Source organism: Streptomyces sp. NPDC003027 (genome assembly GCF_053591435.1).
The window spans coordinates 60048-75448 of sequence record NZ_JBSFTU010000032.1 but is presented as its reverse complement, the minus strand read 5'-3'; the positions used below and the strand labels follow the sequence as shown (position 1 = coordinate 75448).

Annotated in this window: 17 protein-coding genes; 7 read left to right on the top strand and 10 right to left on the bottom strand. The window is 72.1% G+C overall.

The genetic code is table 11. The annotated features are described in order from the left end of the window. Positions 1-45: 45 nt before the first annotated feature. From ACWDX6_RS22155 to ACWDX6_RS22135, 5 genes are all read right to left on the bottom strand, one after another. A complete protein-coding gene (locus ACWDX6_RS22155; protein WP_451486609.1) occupies positions 46-327 on the bottom strand; it encodes a hypothetical protein in 282 nt (93 codons plus the stop codon). 31 nt (positions 328-358) lie between these two features. Then, entirely contained in the window at positions 359-709 is a 351-nt protein-coding gene (locus tag ACWDX6_RS22150; RefSeq protein ID WP_451486608.1) for a hypothetical protein, read from the bottom strand. 329 nt (positions 710-1038) lie between these two features. Then, the gene (locus tag ACWDX6_RS22145; protein WP_451486607.1) at positions 1039-1428 is read right to left on the bottom strand and encodes a helix-turn-helix domain-containing protein; all 390 of its coding nucleotides are present in this window, start codon (positions 1426-1428) and stop codon (positions 1039-1041) included. A gap of 997 nt (positions 1429-2425) precedes the next feature. Beyond that, the gene (locus ACWDX6_RS22140) at positions 2426-3742 is read right to left on the bottom strand and encodes a phytase (RefSeq protein ID WP_451486606.1); all 1317 of its coding nucleotides are present in this window, start codon (positions 3740-3742) and stop codon (positions 2426-2428) included. Between the two features lie 431 nt (positions 3743-4173). Beyond that, positions 4174-6354 carry a protein kinase domain-containing protein gene (locus tag ACWDX6_RS22135; protein WP_451486605.1) on the bottom strand — a complete coding sequence of 727 codons (2181 nt, stop codon included), beginning with the start codon at positions 6352-6354 and terminating at the stop codon, positions 4174-4176. 259 nt (positions 6355-6613) lie between these two features. Between ACWDX6_RS22135 and ACWDX6_RS22130 the strand changes: the two genes are divergently transcribed. The 6 genes from ACWDX6_RS22130 to ACWDX6_RS22105 all read left to right on the top strand — a co-directional run bounded on the left by ACWDX6_RS22130 (position 6614) and on the right by ACWDX6_RS22105 (position 10704). After that, complete coding sequence (locus tag ACWDX6_RS22130) at positions 6614-6892, top strand: polyprenyl synthetase (RefSeq protein WP_451486604.1); 279 nt, start codon at positions 6614-6616, stop codon at positions 6890-6892. Then, the gene (locus tag ACWDX6_RS22125) at positions 6882-7937 is read left to right on the top strand and encodes a polyprenyl synthetase family protein (protein WP_451486603.1); all 1056 of its coding nucleotides are present in this window, start codon (positions 6882-6884) and stop codon (positions 7935-7937) included. Before ACWDX6_RS22130 ends, ACWDX6_RS22125 begins: the two co-directional genes overlap by 11 nt. 102 nt (positions 7938-8039) lie before the next feature. Next, a complete protein-coding gene (locus ACWDX6_RS22120) occupies positions 8040-9200 on the top strand; it encodes an oxygenase MpaB family protein (RefSeq protein ID WP_451486602.1) in 1161 nt (386 codons plus the stop codon). A 137-nt stretch (positions 9201-9337) separates the two neighbouring features. Beyond that, a complete protein-coding gene (locus tag ACWDX6_RS22115; protein ID WP_451486601.1) occupies positions 9338-9784 on the top strand; it encodes an SRPBCC domain-containing protein in 447 nt (148 codons plus the stop codon). After that, positions 9781-10149, top strand: a complete 369-nt coding sequence (locus tag ACWDX6_RS22110; RefSeq protein ID WP_451486600.1) for an ArsR/SmtB family transcription factor — start codon at positions 9781-9783, stop codon at positions 10147-10149. Before ACWDX6_RS22115 ends, ACWDX6_RS22110 begins: the two co-directional genes overlap by 4 nt. A 132-nt stretch (positions 10150-10281) precedes the next feature. Then, positions 10282-10704 carry an acyl-CoA thioesterase gene (locus tag ACWDX6_RS22105; protein ID WP_451486599.1) on the top strand — a complete coding sequence of 141 codons (423 nt, stop codon included), beginning with the start codon at positions 10282-10284 and terminating at the stop codon, positions 10702-10704. A 101-nt stretch (positions 10705-10805) separates the two neighbouring features. Here the strand turns inward: ACWDX6_RS22105 and ACWDX6_RS22100 are convergent, their stop codons facing one another. Together ACWDX6_RS22100 and ACWDX6_RS22095 are read right to left on the bottom strand one after the other, a co-directional pair. Then, positions 10806-11486, bottom strand: coding sequence for a class F sortase (locus ACWDX6_RS22100; RefSeq protein ID WP_451486598.1), 681 nt, complete (start codon positions 11484-11486; stop codon positions 10806-10808). A gap of 4 nt (positions 11487-11490) precedes the next feature. Further along, complete coding sequence (locus ACWDX6_RS22095; RefSeq protein ID WP_451486597.1) at positions 11491-12165, bottom strand: DUF4142 domain-containing protein; 675 nt, start codon at positions 12163-12165, stop codon at positions 11491-11493. Positions 12166-12557: 392 nt separating this feature from the next. Between ACWDX6_RS22095 and ACWDX6_RS22090 the strand changes: the two genes are divergently transcribed. Then, the gene (locus ACWDX6_RS22090; protein ID WP_451486596.1) at positions 12558-13676 is read left to right on the top strand and encodes a hypothetical protein; all 1119 of its coding nucleotides are present in this window, start codon (positions 12558-12560) and stop codon (positions 13674-13676) included. Between the two features lie 62 nt (positions 13677-13738). Here the strand turns inward: ACWDX6_RS22090 and ACWDX6_RS22085 are convergent, their stop codons facing one another. The 3 genes from ACWDX6_RS22085 to ACWDX6_RS22075 all read right to left on the bottom strand — a co-directional run bounded on the left by ACWDX6_RS22085 (position 13739) and on the right by ACWDX6_RS22075 (position 15399). Further along, positions 13739-14083 carry a hypothetical protein gene (locus ACWDX6_RS22085; RefSeq protein WP_451486595.1) on the bottom strand — a complete coding sequence of 115 codons (345 nt, stop codon included), beginning with the start codon at positions 14081-14083 and terminating at the stop codon, positions 13739-13741. Positions 14084-14188: 105 nt separating this feature from the next. Then, positions 14189-14881: a DUF3618 domain-containing protein gene (locus ACWDX6_RS22080; RefSeq protein WP_451486594.1), complete on the bottom strand. Its 693-nt coding sequence runs from the start codon at positions 14879-14881 to the stop codon at positions 14189-14191. Continuing rightward, complete coding sequence (locus ACWDX6_RS22075; RefSeq protein WP_451486593.1) at positions 14857-15399, bottom strand: phage holin family protein; 543 nt, start codon at positions 15397-15399, stop codon at positions 14857-14859. Before ACWDX6_RS22075 ends, ACWDX6_RS22080 begins: the two co-directional genes overlap by 25 nt. Positions 15400-15401: the final 2 nt, after the last annotated feature.

Below are 15401 nucleotides of genomic sequence, written 5' to 3'. Positions count from 1 at the left end.
GGAAGGCCGGCCGGCCTTCCACGGCTCACGAGGAGACAACAGGGATCAGGGGCCGCAGATGCGCTGCGCCTGGGACGCCGCCCTGTCCCGGTCCTCCTTGGCGTCGGCGACCGCTCGCTCTCCGACGATGCCGGGGTGCCCGCCTTGGGCGATGAGCCCCTTGTACCACTTCACCATGTCCTCGTAGTCCTTCTGGGTCATCTCAGCGACCGCTCTCGCCTTGGCGCAACCGCCCGGCGCCACGGCCGGCGCCGCGTGAGCCGCGGAAGGGAGAGCCAGGACCAGGGCGGCCGCGGCCGCGCCGGCGAACAGGCGTAGAGAGTTCATGGGAAACCTCCGAAGTGAAGGGCGCTGACGCCTACGACGTGAGCTCAACCCACCGGCTCGGATCGGTGGTGGCGACGCACCTGTGGATGGGATTGGGGTCGCCCGGCTGCTCCTGGCAGCGCCACGCGGTTCCGCTGACGCGGACGGTCACCGGGGAGCTGTCCGAACCGCGCGCTTGATAGGCATGGGCGACGTCCAGCGCGACGGGACACGACGTGCTGGCGCTGCCGAACACGGCGAGTCCGTGGACACTGTCCGATCCGCAGTACTTTCCGGGCGCCGCTTCTGCGCTTCCGGCGACGGACAGCGCGGCGGGGGCCGAGACTCCCAGTGCCACGATGACCGCCAGCCCTGCCCGCAGGGCGTCGTTGAACGATGGCATGGGTCTTCCTCCCTCGGTATCGGCGGCCATGCCAGGGGCGAGGCCGGCTTGCGCCAGGCCGAGTGAAGTACCGACTGGGCGTCGGTCCGCGATCGCGCGGGGTCTGCCGTGACACCCGCACGAGCACACCTCCACCACCGTCACTCATTCGGGCCAGCCCTGCCACTCGGACCACGCCTGCGGCGCGGCGGTGCCTTGCGGGCTGTGATCTGACGGGGCGGCGGTCAGCGCAGCGCGCGGCACCCGCCCGCAGCGGCTTGACCATCGAACGAGCGGTAACTGCCGCGCCCTCCATCAGCGTTGTACGGCCACCATTCCCGTGGCCGCCCTTACCGTGTTGCCGGCTGCGGTTCGGAAGCCATGGCGGAGGCGTCCCGGTACGGTGCCCCGACCGGCGGGTTCGCCGCTTCGGCGGCGCGGCGGTATTCGGCGTTGATGCGGCGGGCTTCCTCGAGCTGGTCCTCGAGGATGACGATGCGGCACGCGGCCTCGATGGGGGTCCCCTGGTCGACGAGTTCGCGGGCTCGGGCGGCGATGCGCAGTTGGTAGCGGGAGTAGCGCCGGTGGCCGCCCGCGGAGCGCAGCGGGGTGATGAGGCGGGCTTCGCCGATGGCGCGGAGGAAGCCCTGGGTGGTGCCGAGCAGCTCGGCGGCCCGGCCCATGGTGTAGGCGGGGAAGTCGTCGTCGTCGAGACGGCCGTACGGGTCGTCTGCTGTCAATTGGCACCTCTCTGTGAAACGTGTTGAGGGGCCCTGGTGCCGTACCGGCACCAGGGCCCCGAAGGAACTGCTACACCATCTGTCGGCCCTAGTGCTGCGCCGACCTTCTGTTTCCGCGGGCCCGGCTCGACTGCCGCCGGGGGCGCGGGGATCGCGGTTGCGTGACCGGAGACCACCTGCCTATCGATGTCCTGCGGTACCCGGACTCAGTACTTCGGTCCGGGCGATCCTGATGGCGTTCAACTCCTCCGTTCTTCCCTCTGAATCAATCACTTACCGAACAGGTACTGCGTACTGCTGTGGCCTCGAAAAGCGCCACTCTCCGGCAGCCAGCCCCGTCGCCCGTCCTGCGTCTGCTCTGGCTTGGAACCCCACTGCCGGACTTCCCGGTACGCGCGCCCGCAGTCAGACGCCTTTACCGAGGTACCGCTGAGAACCGCACTGCTGGTACTGCCCGTGGCGGCCCCTGATCACTGCGGGCCACCCGGTCCGGCCGCCAGCCCCGTCGCCATCCTGCAACCGCTCTGGCTTCGGAACTCCACCGCCGCACCGTCCTGCGAACTGCAACTGCGGATACTGCTGCCCGGCAGTTCATCTCTGCCGGGCCCTTCTCGATCTCTTGCTACGAGAGAAACCATAACCACCCCACCACCCAATGTCTACTGCGGCCAAGACAGATTTTTATGTGTTCGACGGTGAGATAGTCGCCTTCGAACAGCAGAGGGGTGTGGACCGCCAGCGCGGGGAGCGGATCTCCGGTGCGGCTCGCGGTTCAGCGGTCGGCATCAACGGTCCAGGAGCGCGGAACATACAGCTCGCAATCCAGGCACCCACGTGCCGCATCCCGAGCGGGGTTGCATCCCCGGCCCGATCGGCGGTCGTTCACCAGGCTCGCGCGACAGGTCGGTCAGGAGACGGGGCACCAAGCTCCCTGTCCTGGACCGGGGTTCGGCCCGGGCAACGCTGCCCAGGGGCGGCGAGCCGCTGAGGGGTGGGGTCAGTCCGAAGCGCGGGGGTCGAAGGAGTCCGTGTCGACCGTCAGGGGCTCGGGGAACGCGGCGGCGACGGCGTCCCATCGGGTCAGCTTGAAGTTCGTGCCTTCCCGGTCCCCGTCCGCGGGAGTGGCCTCACCGTCGTGCGTGACCAGGAGCCCCTTGGGGAAGGACCTGCCCAGGGGGACGTTGACCACGGTGGCGCCGTCGGAGTGCTGCACGCCGTCGGTGGCAGTGCTGCGGGTGACGGAGAAGCTGCCGACGTAGCGGTTGTCGCCGTCACGCTCGTACACGGCGAAGGTGTCGTCGCCCTGGCTGGAGGCGAGGACGTATCCGGTGCCGTCCTCGGCGTGGTAGACGGTGACGCCTTCCGCGTCGGCGGAGAGGTGCTCACCGCCGAATCCGGGGTCGTTCTCCGTGTCGAGGACGCACTCCTCCTCCGTGGTGTCGTACGTCCACGGGGTGCCGTACTCGCGGACACGGTCCATCAGCTCCGCCTCGTCGAACTCCTCGCCGTCGAGTTCGATCCGCCACAGGCCCACCGTCTCCTGAGCGGCGTAGAGCACGTGCTTCTCCTGGTCCACGGCCATGCCTTCGACCTGCGGGCGCTCGCCGGGGTCGGCGCACGGTGACCAGGTGCTGCCGTCGGGCAGGGTGAAGGTGTCGGGGAGGTGGAGGGTGTCCTCGGTCCGGTAGCCGATTCGTCCGTCGCGGTCCTCGAGTCGCAGCAGCCGCAGGCGGGTCTCCTCGCGCTGCGACGCCACCACGTAGGCGTTGTCGTCGTCGCTGAAGGCGGTCAGGCCGTAGGCCGTGTGCTGGTCGTCCACTTCCGCCTCGTCGGCCGCGAAGACCGGGGCGGCATCGGGCGCGGTGACGTCCTTGAGCGGCGGCCTGCCCGCGGCGACGGCGCCGGGGTCGATGGCGAAGGCCCGGATCCGGTCTCGCCCTCGGTCGCTGACGAGGGCCAGGTCGGTCTTCCTGCCGCCCAGGTCGAACCCGTAGACGATGTCGACGTTGTTGTAGCGGCCGGGCGCGGCCTCGTCGTGCGGGGCAGGGGGCGCCCCTAGGTGCTGCAGACGGCGGCCGTCGAGCCCGTAGACGTCGAGGCCCGCCTCTTTCAACGTCCCGATGACGATGCTGCGGCCCGGATGGGCGGGGTCCACCCAGACGGCCGGGTCGTCGGCGTCGGCGTTGCCGCCCGCTTCGTCGTCGTAGACCGCGGGGGTCTCGGCGCGTGCGGTGACGGACAGCGGAGGGTGGGGGGCGGTTCCGGTCGCCATGAGGAAGGCGGCGGCCAGCGCGCACAGAGCGGAAGCGCTCACGATACTCCTCGGTAAGGGGGTGGGCGCGGAAACGCTATGGGGGAAGGGCAAAGACAGGCACACACGCCGATGAACAGCGAACGACCTCTCAGATCAGCGTGCCCGCATGGTGGATGAGGGCCGGGCGATGCCGGCCGCGCGACGGACCGCCGCGCGAACGCGAGTTGTACGGACCGGCCTTGGCGGCCCCGTCGATCGCGTCGCCGTGCGTCTCGTCCCGCCGGACCTCTCGTCCCGCCAGGGTCGTGCTCGACGGCCACAGGACGCGGCACGAGCAGGACGCAGGACGCAGGACGCAGGACGCAGGACGCAGGCAGAGCTTCGGCGAACACGGCCGCCTTCGCGCCCCGTTCGGCCGCGCTGTCGGGCCGCCCGGTGGACGGCCGCACGGGCAGCATCCGGGCGGCCGCCGCCCAGCAGAAGATGACGACTCAGCGCCAGCTCGGATGGCCCTCGGCAGTGGTGCCCGGCGTCAGTGAGCGCGGTTCGGTGCCGTCCCGGCGGACGGCCCAGATCCAGGGCTTCTCGTAGGGGCCGCGCACGAAAGCCAGCCAGGCGCCGTCCGGGGACCAGGTGGGGTCCATCTCATGGACGCCGGTCGCCACGACCGCGCGGTCGTTCCGGCCGTCGGTGCCGACCACGTGGATGTCGCCCTGGGTGCCCTGGCCGTAGCGGCCGGCCGTGTAGGCGAACGCGCGCCCGTCAGGCGACCACACCGGGTCGAACGCCGGGTGCGGCAGCCGGGTCACCTGCCGGGGGGCGGCGCCGGGCGCGTCCGGATCCACCAGGTGGATCTGCCAGTTGCCCTCCCCCGCCTCCTGGCAGACGGCGATGTGCCTGCCGTCCGGCGACCAGGCGGGGTCCTCCACCCGACCGGAGCCGGTGGTCACTTGCCGCGCGGTTCCGTCGGCCACGTCCACCGTGAACAGCTGCTGCACACCGTTCTTCTTGCGGAGCACGGCGAGCCGGGTGCCGTCGGGAGACCAGGACACCCGGCCGCCGGCGATGGACGCCAGCCGCCGAGGATCGGTGCCGTCGGCGTTGGCCGTCCAGACGGCCGCGCCGTCGGCGGAGATGCGTGTGTAGGCGATCGAGCGCCGGTCCGGCGACCACTGCGGGAGTACGGAGCAGGTGTCGTCGGCGATCAGGGGAACGGACACGGCCTCTCCCGGGTCACGGCGAACGATCACCCCGTGGCATGTACCCGGCCAGCCCGGTGCGGTGTCCTGCCGGATCAGCAGGGGCTCGTCGGGGAAGGGGGCCGGGGTGGAGGAGGCGGACGGACCACCGGTGCCGCCGCCCTTGCCGCTCTGCCCGGACTCGCCGGACCACGGCTGCCACACCACGACACCGGCCGCGGCCAGCGCCAGCACGGCGCCCACGACGACCGGTACGACGCGGCGCCCACCCTGACGGCGTACGGGAGGTTCGCCGACAGTGCCCAGCGGCTCGATCCGCTCAGGCCCGGGGTGCCCGGGCCCGGACGGCACGAGCCCAGGATGCTCGGGACCGGGCCGCTCAGGCCCAGAACGCTGCGGCTCGGTCCGATCGGATCCAGGCCGCTCCGGCTTCGTCCGCTCCGGCTCAGGCCGCTCTGACTCGGACGGCGCCGGCTCAAGCCGCTCAGGCTCCGTCTGCTCCCTCCCGGTCCGCTCGGGCTCCGTCTGCTCCGTCCCGGTCCGCACGGCCTCGGACCGCGCCGGCTCAAGCCGCTCCGGCGCACGCTGCGTTGGCGGGTCATCGGGCGCGGGATCCCGGCGGGGCAGCAGGGCCGTCGCCGCGTCCGGAAGCCAGGCTCCGTCGTCCCGGTGGTGGACCGTCAGACGGCGGAGGCAGTCCGCCGGGGCGGGCCGGGCCGCCGGGTCCTTGGAGAGGCAGTCGGCGACCAGCCCCCGCAGGGCGTCGGGGACGGCGCTCAGGTCCGGGTCCTCGTGGACGACCTGGTACAGGCGCGCGGCGGACGGCCCGTCCCCGAACGGCGAGCCGCCCGCCGCCTGGGCCAGGACCACGCCCAGGGCGAAGACGTCCACCGCCGGCGTGACCGCGCCTCCGGTGAGCTGTTCGGGGGAGAGGAAGCCGGGAGTCCCCACCTGGTAGCCGGTCCGTGTCAGCGTCGTCCCGTCCAGGGCGCGGGCGATGCCGAAGTCGATGACCCGAGGCCCGTCCTCCGCGACGATGATGTTCGCCGGCTTGAGGTCGCGGTGGATGACCCCGGCCCGGTGGATCGCCTCCAGCGCCTCGGCGAGCCCGGCGGCCAGCACCGTGAGGGTGTCCGCCGGCAGCGAGCCGACGCGCGCGAGGACGGCGGCCAGCGTCGGCCCCGGCACGAACGCCGTCACCAGCCAGGCCGGATCGCCTTCGGGATCGGCGTCCACCACCGAGGCCGTGTGGAAGCCGCCCACCCGCCGCGCGGCCGCCACCTCGTCGGCGAACCGGCGCCGGAAGCCGGGTTCGGTGCTCAGCTCGGGCCGTACGACCTTCACGGCCACCGCCCGGCCCGACGGGGAACGGCCGAGGTACACCACGCCCATGCCACCCTGACCGAGCCGGTGTGTCAGCAGGTAGCGGCCGTCACCGACCGAGACGGGATCCCCCGGTGCCAGCGGCTTCATGCGTGCGTCCCCCCGTTTCCGTCCCCTGAGCAGGGGCAGGCCACTGCCTACCTGCCGAGACGTACGACAGTCAAGCGAGGCCGTACGGGTCCGGGGGCCCTGGTGGGCGTCCAGCGCCCAGGGCGGACCGATCCGTACGGTCGAGCGGTGTGATCACTCGATCGTGAGTTGCTCCTCCATCACGCCCGGTTCGGCCCGATGCTCGGAAAGGACGGCGTGTGACCGACGCCGCCCGGACATCGGTGAGTGGGGAGAGGGCATGGGGCAGGAAGCGGAACGGGGCCGGGGCCTGGACGGACAGGCGGTGCTGCTGGTGGCCGGGCTGGCCGATCTGGCGGTGAGCACGCTGGGTTCGGCCCTGGGGACGGTGCGGGGGCTGCTGCGCCGCTCGGACGCCGCGGAGCTGGCGGCGGAGGCCGAGCACGACCTCATCGCGCGCGGGCGCCTGGTACTGGACCGGTACGCGACCGTGCCCCCGGCTCACCTGGAGGTTCTGGCCCGGCACTCCCTGGCTCGACGGGCCGTCGATGGCGTCTGACGGTTGGGAGCCGGCCGCGTTCAAGGGCCGCGTCGACGAGGTACTGCACCGGTTCGTCGCCCAGGAGGCAGACAGGTTCGCGGCGATCGACCCGCTCCTGGCCCCGGTGGCCGAGCGGCTGGAGGCGGCGGTCGCGGACGGCAAGCGGCTGCGGGCGGCGTTCTGTTACTGGGGCTGGTGTGCGGTGGGACAGCCGGACGGCGACGCGCTGCTGCGGGCGGCGGCCTCCATGGAGCTGGTCCATGCCGCCGCGGTGGCCCACGACGACCTCATCGACGACAGCCCGCTGCGGCACGGGCGGCCCACGGCACACGTCGCCCTGCGCGCTGCCGTACGCGGTCAACCGCTGGCCGCCGGCGCCGCGAGGTCGCTGGCGATGCTGGTGGGGGATCTGCTGATGGCCCTGGCCGGGCAGTTGTTCGCCACCAGCGGTCTGCCCGCCGCGTACCTCGCCCGGGCCCGCCCGTTGTGGTGGGTGATGGCCCGTGAGCTGGTCGCGGGCGAGTGCCTGGAGATCCTGCGTACCGGAGCCGGTCCGGACACGACCGCGTCGCTGAAGGTGATTCGCTACAAGACCGCCAAGTACACCGTCGAGCAACCCCTGCTGATCGGCGGCGCCCTGGCCGGGGCCGGGGCCCGGCTGCGCGAGGGCTACTCCGCGTACGGGCTGGCGCTGGGCGAGGCGTTCCAGCTGCGGGACGACCTGCTCGGCCTGTTCGGAGACCCGGAGCACACCGGCAAGGCCAACGCCGATGATCTGCGCGGGCACCGGCCCACGGCGCTGCTCGCGGAGACCTGGCGCCTCGCCGGCGACGACGAACGGAGACTGCTGGGTGCCCTCCTGGGCCGACAGGACCCTGGGGGCGACGACCTGGAAGCGGTCCGCGAGGTCATGCGCGGAGTCGGGGCACCCGACCGCATCGAGGGCATGATCAGCGCGCGGGTCGAGGCAGCGCTCGACGCCCTGTCCGAACTGGACGTACCGGCGCACGCCGCGGCTGCCCTGACCGCGCTGGCGCATTCGGCGGCGGTTCGCCGGTCCTGACCCTCACACCGGGGGCTGCGCGAATCCGCGCCCCCCTCCCCCGGTCTCCCGCCGGCCTCCCGCCGGTCGTGGACGACCCCATGGAAGACAAGGAGCGCTGCCATGACGTACACCGAGGCATCGATGAACGCCCTGCGGCTGGCCGGAGACGAACTCGCCGACGCCACCGTCGCCACCCTCTTCGAACGCGGACAGGTGGGTACGTTCAACAACCTGATGCGCTACGTCTCCACCGTCGGCGCTCCCCTGCCGGACGGGCTGCCCGACGTCGCCCGGGAATACCTGGAGGCCACCCGTGTGCCGCCGGCCTGGGTGGACTGGGGCGAGATGGAGAGGGCCCGGCTGTTCTTCATCGACAACAACGTGCACATCTCCACCGCGCTGTCCTTCGCCTCCATGCCCGCCTGTTACGTCGTCCCGCGTGTGGCGAAGCTGCTGTCGGCCACCCACGGGCTGAAGTACCCCTCCAAACGGATGGCGGAGACCGGGCAGTTCACCGTCTACCTGATGCGGCCCGACGCCTTCGAGGCAGGCAGCCGCTTCATCCCCGCCGCCCAGAAGGTGCGCCTCCTGCACGCCTCCATCCGCCACCACCTCACACGCGAGAACCGGTGGGACACCGACACGTCCGGAACGCCGATCTGTCAGGAGGACATGATCGGCGGGCAGATGTTCTTCTCCCTGCTGGTGCTGGACAGCCTGCACCGCCTGGGCATCCACATGTCCACGGAGGGCGCGGAGGCGTACTACTACGCCTGGCGCGTCGTCGGCGCCATGCTCGGCGTCGACCAGGACGCCGTGCCCAAGACCCTCGACGAGGCCCGCCGCTTCCTCGACCTGTACATGATCCGGTACATGGGACCCTCCGAGGAGGGCACGCAACTGACCCGGCAGCTCATCGACCTCTACGAGGAGGTGGTGCCCGGCACCTTCTTCGACCCGATCGTCTCCGCCCTCATCCGCCATCTCATCGGCGATACCTGCGCCGACTGGCTCCACGTACCGCGCACGCCCTGGGACACCGTCATCAAGGCGGCGCCGCACCTCCTGGGCGTTCTGGAGACCATCGAGGACCGCTCCCCGCTCAGCGCGTGGGCCCTGGACCGCCTCGGCCACCTCACCACCATCTTCGAGCTCTCCTCCCTCACCCGCGGACGCGTCATGCACTACGCCATCCCCGAACAGCTGAAAAAGGACTTCGGCGTCTCCAGCACGGTGCCCCGCACCCACCGCTGGACCCCACCCGCCGCCACGGTCTCCTGAACCCCCGGCCCGGGCCCAGCGCGGGCATCCCTTGATGAGACGAAGAGAGAACGCAAGAAGTGCAACCTACTGGTTGCGCCCAGGGGCCTGGTTGTGCAACCGTAGAGTTGCATCCGTCGGAGGAAAAGGAGCCCCTCATGAGCAATGACCGGATCGAACGCGAAACCCTGATCGCGGCACCCCTGGAGCGCGTCTGGTCGCTGGTGGCCCAGCCCGGATTCTGGGTGGCCGACAAGGCGAGCCTGCCCGGCACCGTGGCGAAGGAGGGAGAGTCGATGGTGGCGAAGAACGCCGAGCACGGCGACTTCCCGGTACGTGTGGAGAAGGTCGAGCCGCCCACCTACCTGGCATACCGCTGGACCAGCGCCTTCCCCGGAGAGGAACTGCGCGAGAACAACAGCACCCTCGTGGAGTTCACGTTGACCCAGGAAGGCGACAAGACGCGGCTCCGCGTCGTCGAGAGCGGGTTCGCGGCGCTGGCGGGATCCGAGGAGCTGCGCAGCCGGAACCTGAAGGACCACACCCAAGGCTGGCCTCTGGAGCTCGACGCGCTCAAGTCCCGCGCCGAACAGCCCTCCACGTGACGGAAGAACACGCCGCCGCCACCGAGGTCGTCGACAGCGTCCTCGGTGCGCTGGCCGACCCGACGCGACGCCGACTGCTCGATCTCCTGGCGGCGCAGGGCGAGGCCACCGCCACGACGCTCGCCGAACGACTCCCCGTCTCCCGGCAGGCGGTGGTCAAGCACCTCGCCGTCCTGGACGCCGCGGGCCTGGTCTCCGGCGGCCGCGTCGGGCGCGAGGTCCGGTACGCGGTGCGGCCGGCGGCGCTCGACGCGACGGCACGGTGGATGGCCTCGCTCGCGGCCGACTGGGACCGCCGGCTGGCGACCATCAAACGCGTCGCCGAGGCGGCGGAACGGGATCCCAGCGCGGCCGGCCCGGACTGAGGGACGCACTCGAGCTGACGGTGCCCGGCCTTCTCCGCAGCGGGGCCGGCCCGTCGTGGAATGCGGTGTGTCGACGCGCGGTTGGCTGGATCGAGCCAGTTGTCCTTGTGGCCTGCCGTCGAGAGGAACGCCGTGGTCGAGCCATTCTCCGTAGCCGTTGCCGTGCGTGGATACGAGACCGACACCCAGGGCCATCTGAACCAGGCCGTCTATCTCCAGTACGCGGAGCATGCCCGCTGGTCGCTGTTGCGGAAGGCCGGCATCCGGCAGACGGATCTACTGGAGAAGGGCGTGGGGCCGGTGGCCCTGGAAGTGACGGTGCGTTATCAGCGGGAGTTGCGGGCGGGTGACGAGGTGGAGGTGACGTGTGCCTTCCTCTGGGGTGAGGGCAAGACCTTCCGTATCGAGCAGACGATCCGCAAGGAGGACGGCACGGTGGCCGCCGAGGTGACGGGCGTCGGCGGCCTGATGGATCTGAAGGCGCGCCGGCTGGTGGAGGGGCCGCGCGAGTACTTCCGCGCGCTGGCCGACTCCCCGGAGGTCTTCGGCCTCTGACCCCCGGGCCGGGGGCAGGCGGTCGGCGGCGGCACCGGCAAGGGCCGCCGCCCGCGTCGTACGGGCCCGCACCCCGGCGGCCGGGCGGCGATCGGCGGGATTCACCGGGACGCTTCTCGGGGTCGGCGCTCTCCGCCCGCCGTCCCGGAGGTCGGTGAAGGCGACTGCGCGGGGCCTGCCCCGGTCCACTTGCCGTAGAGGACGAGGTTGTCGGCGTAGTGACCGGTGGCCGGGTCGTAGTCGCCGGCGCAGGTGAGCAGCGCGAGGCGAGGGGGGCCTTCGGCGGAGAAGAGGTCGGTCGGCAGGCTCGCGTGAGGGTATGTGCGGCGGGCGGTGATGCGGTAGCGGTGGGTGCGTCCGTCGGCCCCGGTGACCTCCACGCGCGCGCCGAGGTCCAGGTCGTGGAGCTCCGCGAAGGCGCCCAGGCCTTCCTTGGTGTCCACGTGTCCGGCGATCAGCACGGTGCCCCGTGAGTCTCCCGGGGCGGCGCCCAGGGCCCACCAGCCGGCGCGGTCGCCCCGCGCCGGCACGGTGAGGTCTCCGCCGCGCGTGGCGGCGGCGGGGCCGACCTCGGCGTGGAAGCCGGATGCTCCACGGACGGCGACGGCGACCGGTGGCGCGTGCCTCTCGGCAGCCGGGTCGGCGGCGGGCGCGGCGGCGGGCAGGGCACCCTCGTCCACGCCGGGATGGACCCGGTCGAGGAGGCTCCAGCCGGCCGCCGCCATGAGTACGCCACCGGCCATGACCGCCGTCGCGGGGCCGACGCGGTGGCGCCGCCTCATCCCGTCAGCTCTCGGCGTCGCGGCGGCGTCCGCGCAGGGCCCACAGCCCGGCACCCGCCACGAGGAGCGCGCCGCCGGCCAGCGCGGCCGTGCCCAGTACGACGCGGTCGTTCATCGCGGCGGCCAGCTGGCCGCCGTTGCCGGCACCGACGGTCTTCGGGTCCTTGGCCGCGTGGCAGGTGCCGCCGCGGACCATGTCCAGGTGCATGGCGACGACCGGCCGCGCGGCTCGGGCGGCGGCGACGACCTCGGCGTTGTCGCCCTTGGCGATCTCCTCGTCGATCCGGGCGAGCGACTTGGTGTGTGCGGCGTCCTGGTCGGCCAGCCACGCCTTGTCGTACGCGGCGGTCCCGGCCTTGGCCCGTACGGCCATCAGCTTCTGCTCGTCCTCCGGGGCGGGTGAGCCCGGCAACGCGATGCCGTGCTTCTTCGCCAGTGCGGTCAGACCCGCGTCCAGTCGGCTGTGGTCGCGTACCAGCGCGCCTCCGACCGTCTTGACGCAGGCGGTCGTCGCGTTCTTCTGGGCGTCCTGTCCGGCGGCGATCTCGGCGAGGTTGGCCCGGTGTGCCGCCTGCGTGAACGCGGTGTCCTGGTCGCTGACGGGCGCGGCGTACGCCTGCGGTGCGCACAGGGCACCGGCGGCGCCTATGAGGGCGACGGTCACGAGCTGCTTCCGCATGGGAGTACTTCCTTTCGCCACCGCGATCCGGTGGCACGGCGATGGGGCGCCTTCTAGCACCCACGCCTCATGTGTCCCGCTTCGACACGCCGCCCCAGCGTCAGAAGTCCAGATTCACTACAAAGGGTGATAAGTCCGGGTGTACCGCCAACGCTGCGTGATCAGCGCGGCGGCCGGTCCCTGCGCTGCTGTTCGCAGGAGCCCGGGAGTCCGGCACAGTGCGGTGTCGTCCTCGGCGTCACGGGTACCCGCCGGACACGGAAGCGCACGGTGGACACACGAAAGGCAAGGGCCATGGCCGACGGCATCGAATCGCCCCCTGTCTCGGACGCCCCGGTTGAGCGCCGTATCGGCGCCACTGGGTCGGCAGTGCGGCCGGTAGCGGGGTTCTGATGGTCGCCCTCAACCGCTCCGTACAGTCCGCCGCCCGCGCGCTGGCCCGGCGCCGCCGGCGGCCCGCCTTGCACCCGGACGGTCTGCTGTTCTCCGGTGAGCTCGAGATCCTCCCGTCCGGGGAGCAACCGTGGTCGGTGGGATGGCTGGACCGAGCGGGACGGTACGACGTGACCGTGCGCTGGTCGCGGGCAGCGGGTGTACCGGTGGCCCTGCCCGACGGCCTGGGCCTGGCGCTGAAGGTGGTGGACGCCGCGGGTCCGGGCCGCCCGCTCGACCTGCTCCTGACCTCGAGCGGCGGCGGGCCGCTCACGCGGCACCTCCCCGTACCGCGCACCGACGCCCTCGGCGGGCCGTACTCCACACTGACCGGCTACCGCTTTCCCGACCGGGACCGCGTCGTCGCGGCCTTCCCCGACGAACCCGGGCGCCGGCTTCCGGCGCGGCCGGCAGCGCTCGCCGAGGCCCTGCGCCGGCGTCCGGCGCGCTTCCGGCTCTGCGCAGCCGCACGAGGGGAACGATGGCGGCACTTCGCCACGCTCACCGTGAACGGCACTCCCCCGTCCACGGGCACGGACGGACCGGTCGCGTACGACCCGTATACGGCGCGTCTCCCGGACCTGCCGCCCACCGACCGTCTGCGCGCCCTGCGAGAAGCCGCCTACGCCGGGTCCCGCCAGGGGCGCGGGGCCCCCGCGCCGCCGCGCCGCCTCCGGCCCGCACCGGAGGGCGGGAGCCGTGGGTCGGCCCTTGTGCGTCCTGTCGCCGTCGCTCGCGCCCAAGGCGTGTTCAACATCGTCGGTGGGCTGTGGCCGGTCGTCTCGCTGCGCACCTTCGAGCAGGTGTACGGCGCGAAGACCGACAAGTGGTTGCAGCGGACCAGCGGGGCTCTGCTCGCGTCGGCCGGGTTCAGCATGCTCTGTGCCGGCTCCACCCCCGCCGGGGTGCGCCACGCCCGTCGCGTCGGCGTCGGGACCGCCCTCACCTTCCTCGCCATCGATCTGGTGTACGTTCCCCGGCGCACGATCCCCGCCACGTACCTCATGGACGCGGCCAAAGAGATCGCCTGGCTCGCCGCCTGGTGGCGGGCGGGAGCGTGCCGCGACGCCACGGAATGACCTGGAGGCGGCCCGACGGCACGTGCGCCGGTTCTGGGTGCGGGACCCTTGGCCCGCCATGATCACGAGGCGAGCGAGCGGCGCCACGCGATGAGCCAGAGGGCCTGGAAGGCGGCGTCGAGAAAGTACACTCGCCGGATCCTCCCCCGGGAGGCGTAGATCACGTCGATGGCGAGCAACGTGCAAGCAGCGCCCACGCCGGTCCTCCGCGCACTGTCCGGGTCGGCACCGGCTGCCCGGATCTGCCCCCAGCCGGTGACGACCAGCAACCCGGACACGGTCTGCAAGAGCCAGACATCCGCCTTCGGTCCGGTGACCGCCTCGAAACTGCGTCGATGGACGAGGGGCCAAGCACCGGTGACCAGGTGGAAACAGCCATGTGCTCGGGCCACAGTCGCGCTGTTCACAGCGATTCTCCTCACTGCCGGCAGGAGGCCCCGCGACGACGGGGCGCCCGTGCGCGAAGGCACGGGCGCCCCTGCTGCGTACGGTGAGCTACGCGTCTCGGCCGCTCACGGGGTCGGCGGCCCCTGTCGGCCGCTCTGGCCCCGGACCTCGTCGGCAGCGCCCTTGCCCATGTCGCGCAGGCCGCCCGCCGTCTCCTGTCCGGCCGTCCGGGTCTCTTCCATGGTGGTCTGGGCCGCGCCCTGAGCCGTGGACTTCACCGATTCCACCGCCTCAGCGGCCGGCTCGCGCAGCTCCTCCTTGATGTCCTGCGCCGCCTGGACCGCCTGCTGCTTCACGGGCTCCAGGAGTTCGTCGGAGTGCTCCCGCAGCTGCTGTCCGGCACGCTGCTCCGCCTCGGTCGTCGGCAGCAGCGCGGCCGTCAGCATGCCGGCGCCGAACGCGATCAGGCCGGCGGCGAGAGGGCTGCCCTGGGTCTGCTGCCTGACCTGCGCGGGCGCCTGGGACAGGGCGTCACCGAGCCGGTCGGTCGTCTCCTTCGCCGTCTCGGCGATGTTCGCCGACGTCTGCCCGGCGGAGTCCGCCACACCCTGCGTGGTCTCGGCCACCCTTCCGGTGGTCTCACGGGCGGTGCCCATCACACGCTCCTTCACTCCGCTCAGCCGGCCCCGGGCCGCGCCGACCTTGCGGCGCGCCACCTTGCGGGGGGTGACCCGGTCCGTCAACAGGTCGACGTTGCGGGCCAGATGGGCTCGCCGGTACTCCACGTCGGTCCTCAGCTCGTCGGGTGTCGGGCCCATCGGGCGTCCTCCTTCAGTGTCTCCATGGTCTGTTCCGGCTTGAGGTTGACGTCACGCAGACGTTTGCGTCCGGTGGTGTACAGCACCGCGCCGACGACGCCCCAGACGGCGGTGACGATCAGCGCGGCCCAGGCGGGGTCCATGACGTTGGCGAGGGCGAAGACCGCCGCCAGGCTGCCGAAGAGGAGGACCAGGTGGCCGGCGTAGCCGGCTCCGCCGAGCATGCCGACGGCCTTTCCCGCCTTGGTCGACTCCTGTTTGATCTCCGCTTTCGCCAGTTCGATCTCGTCGCGGACCAGCTGCGACAGGTCCGAGCTGATCTCTCCGATCAGGTCGCCGATCGACTGCTCCTCCTCGCGTGCTTCCGTGGAGACGCCGGGGGGCGTTCGCGGCGGGGTCCCGTACGGGCTCCCGGCGGGCGTGCCCGGGAAGGATCCGGGACGCGCTCCGGCCGGGGGCGGGGTCGGTGGAATGCCTGTCGTCGGTGCGGTGGTGCGCTGTTTGTACGGGGTAACCACGC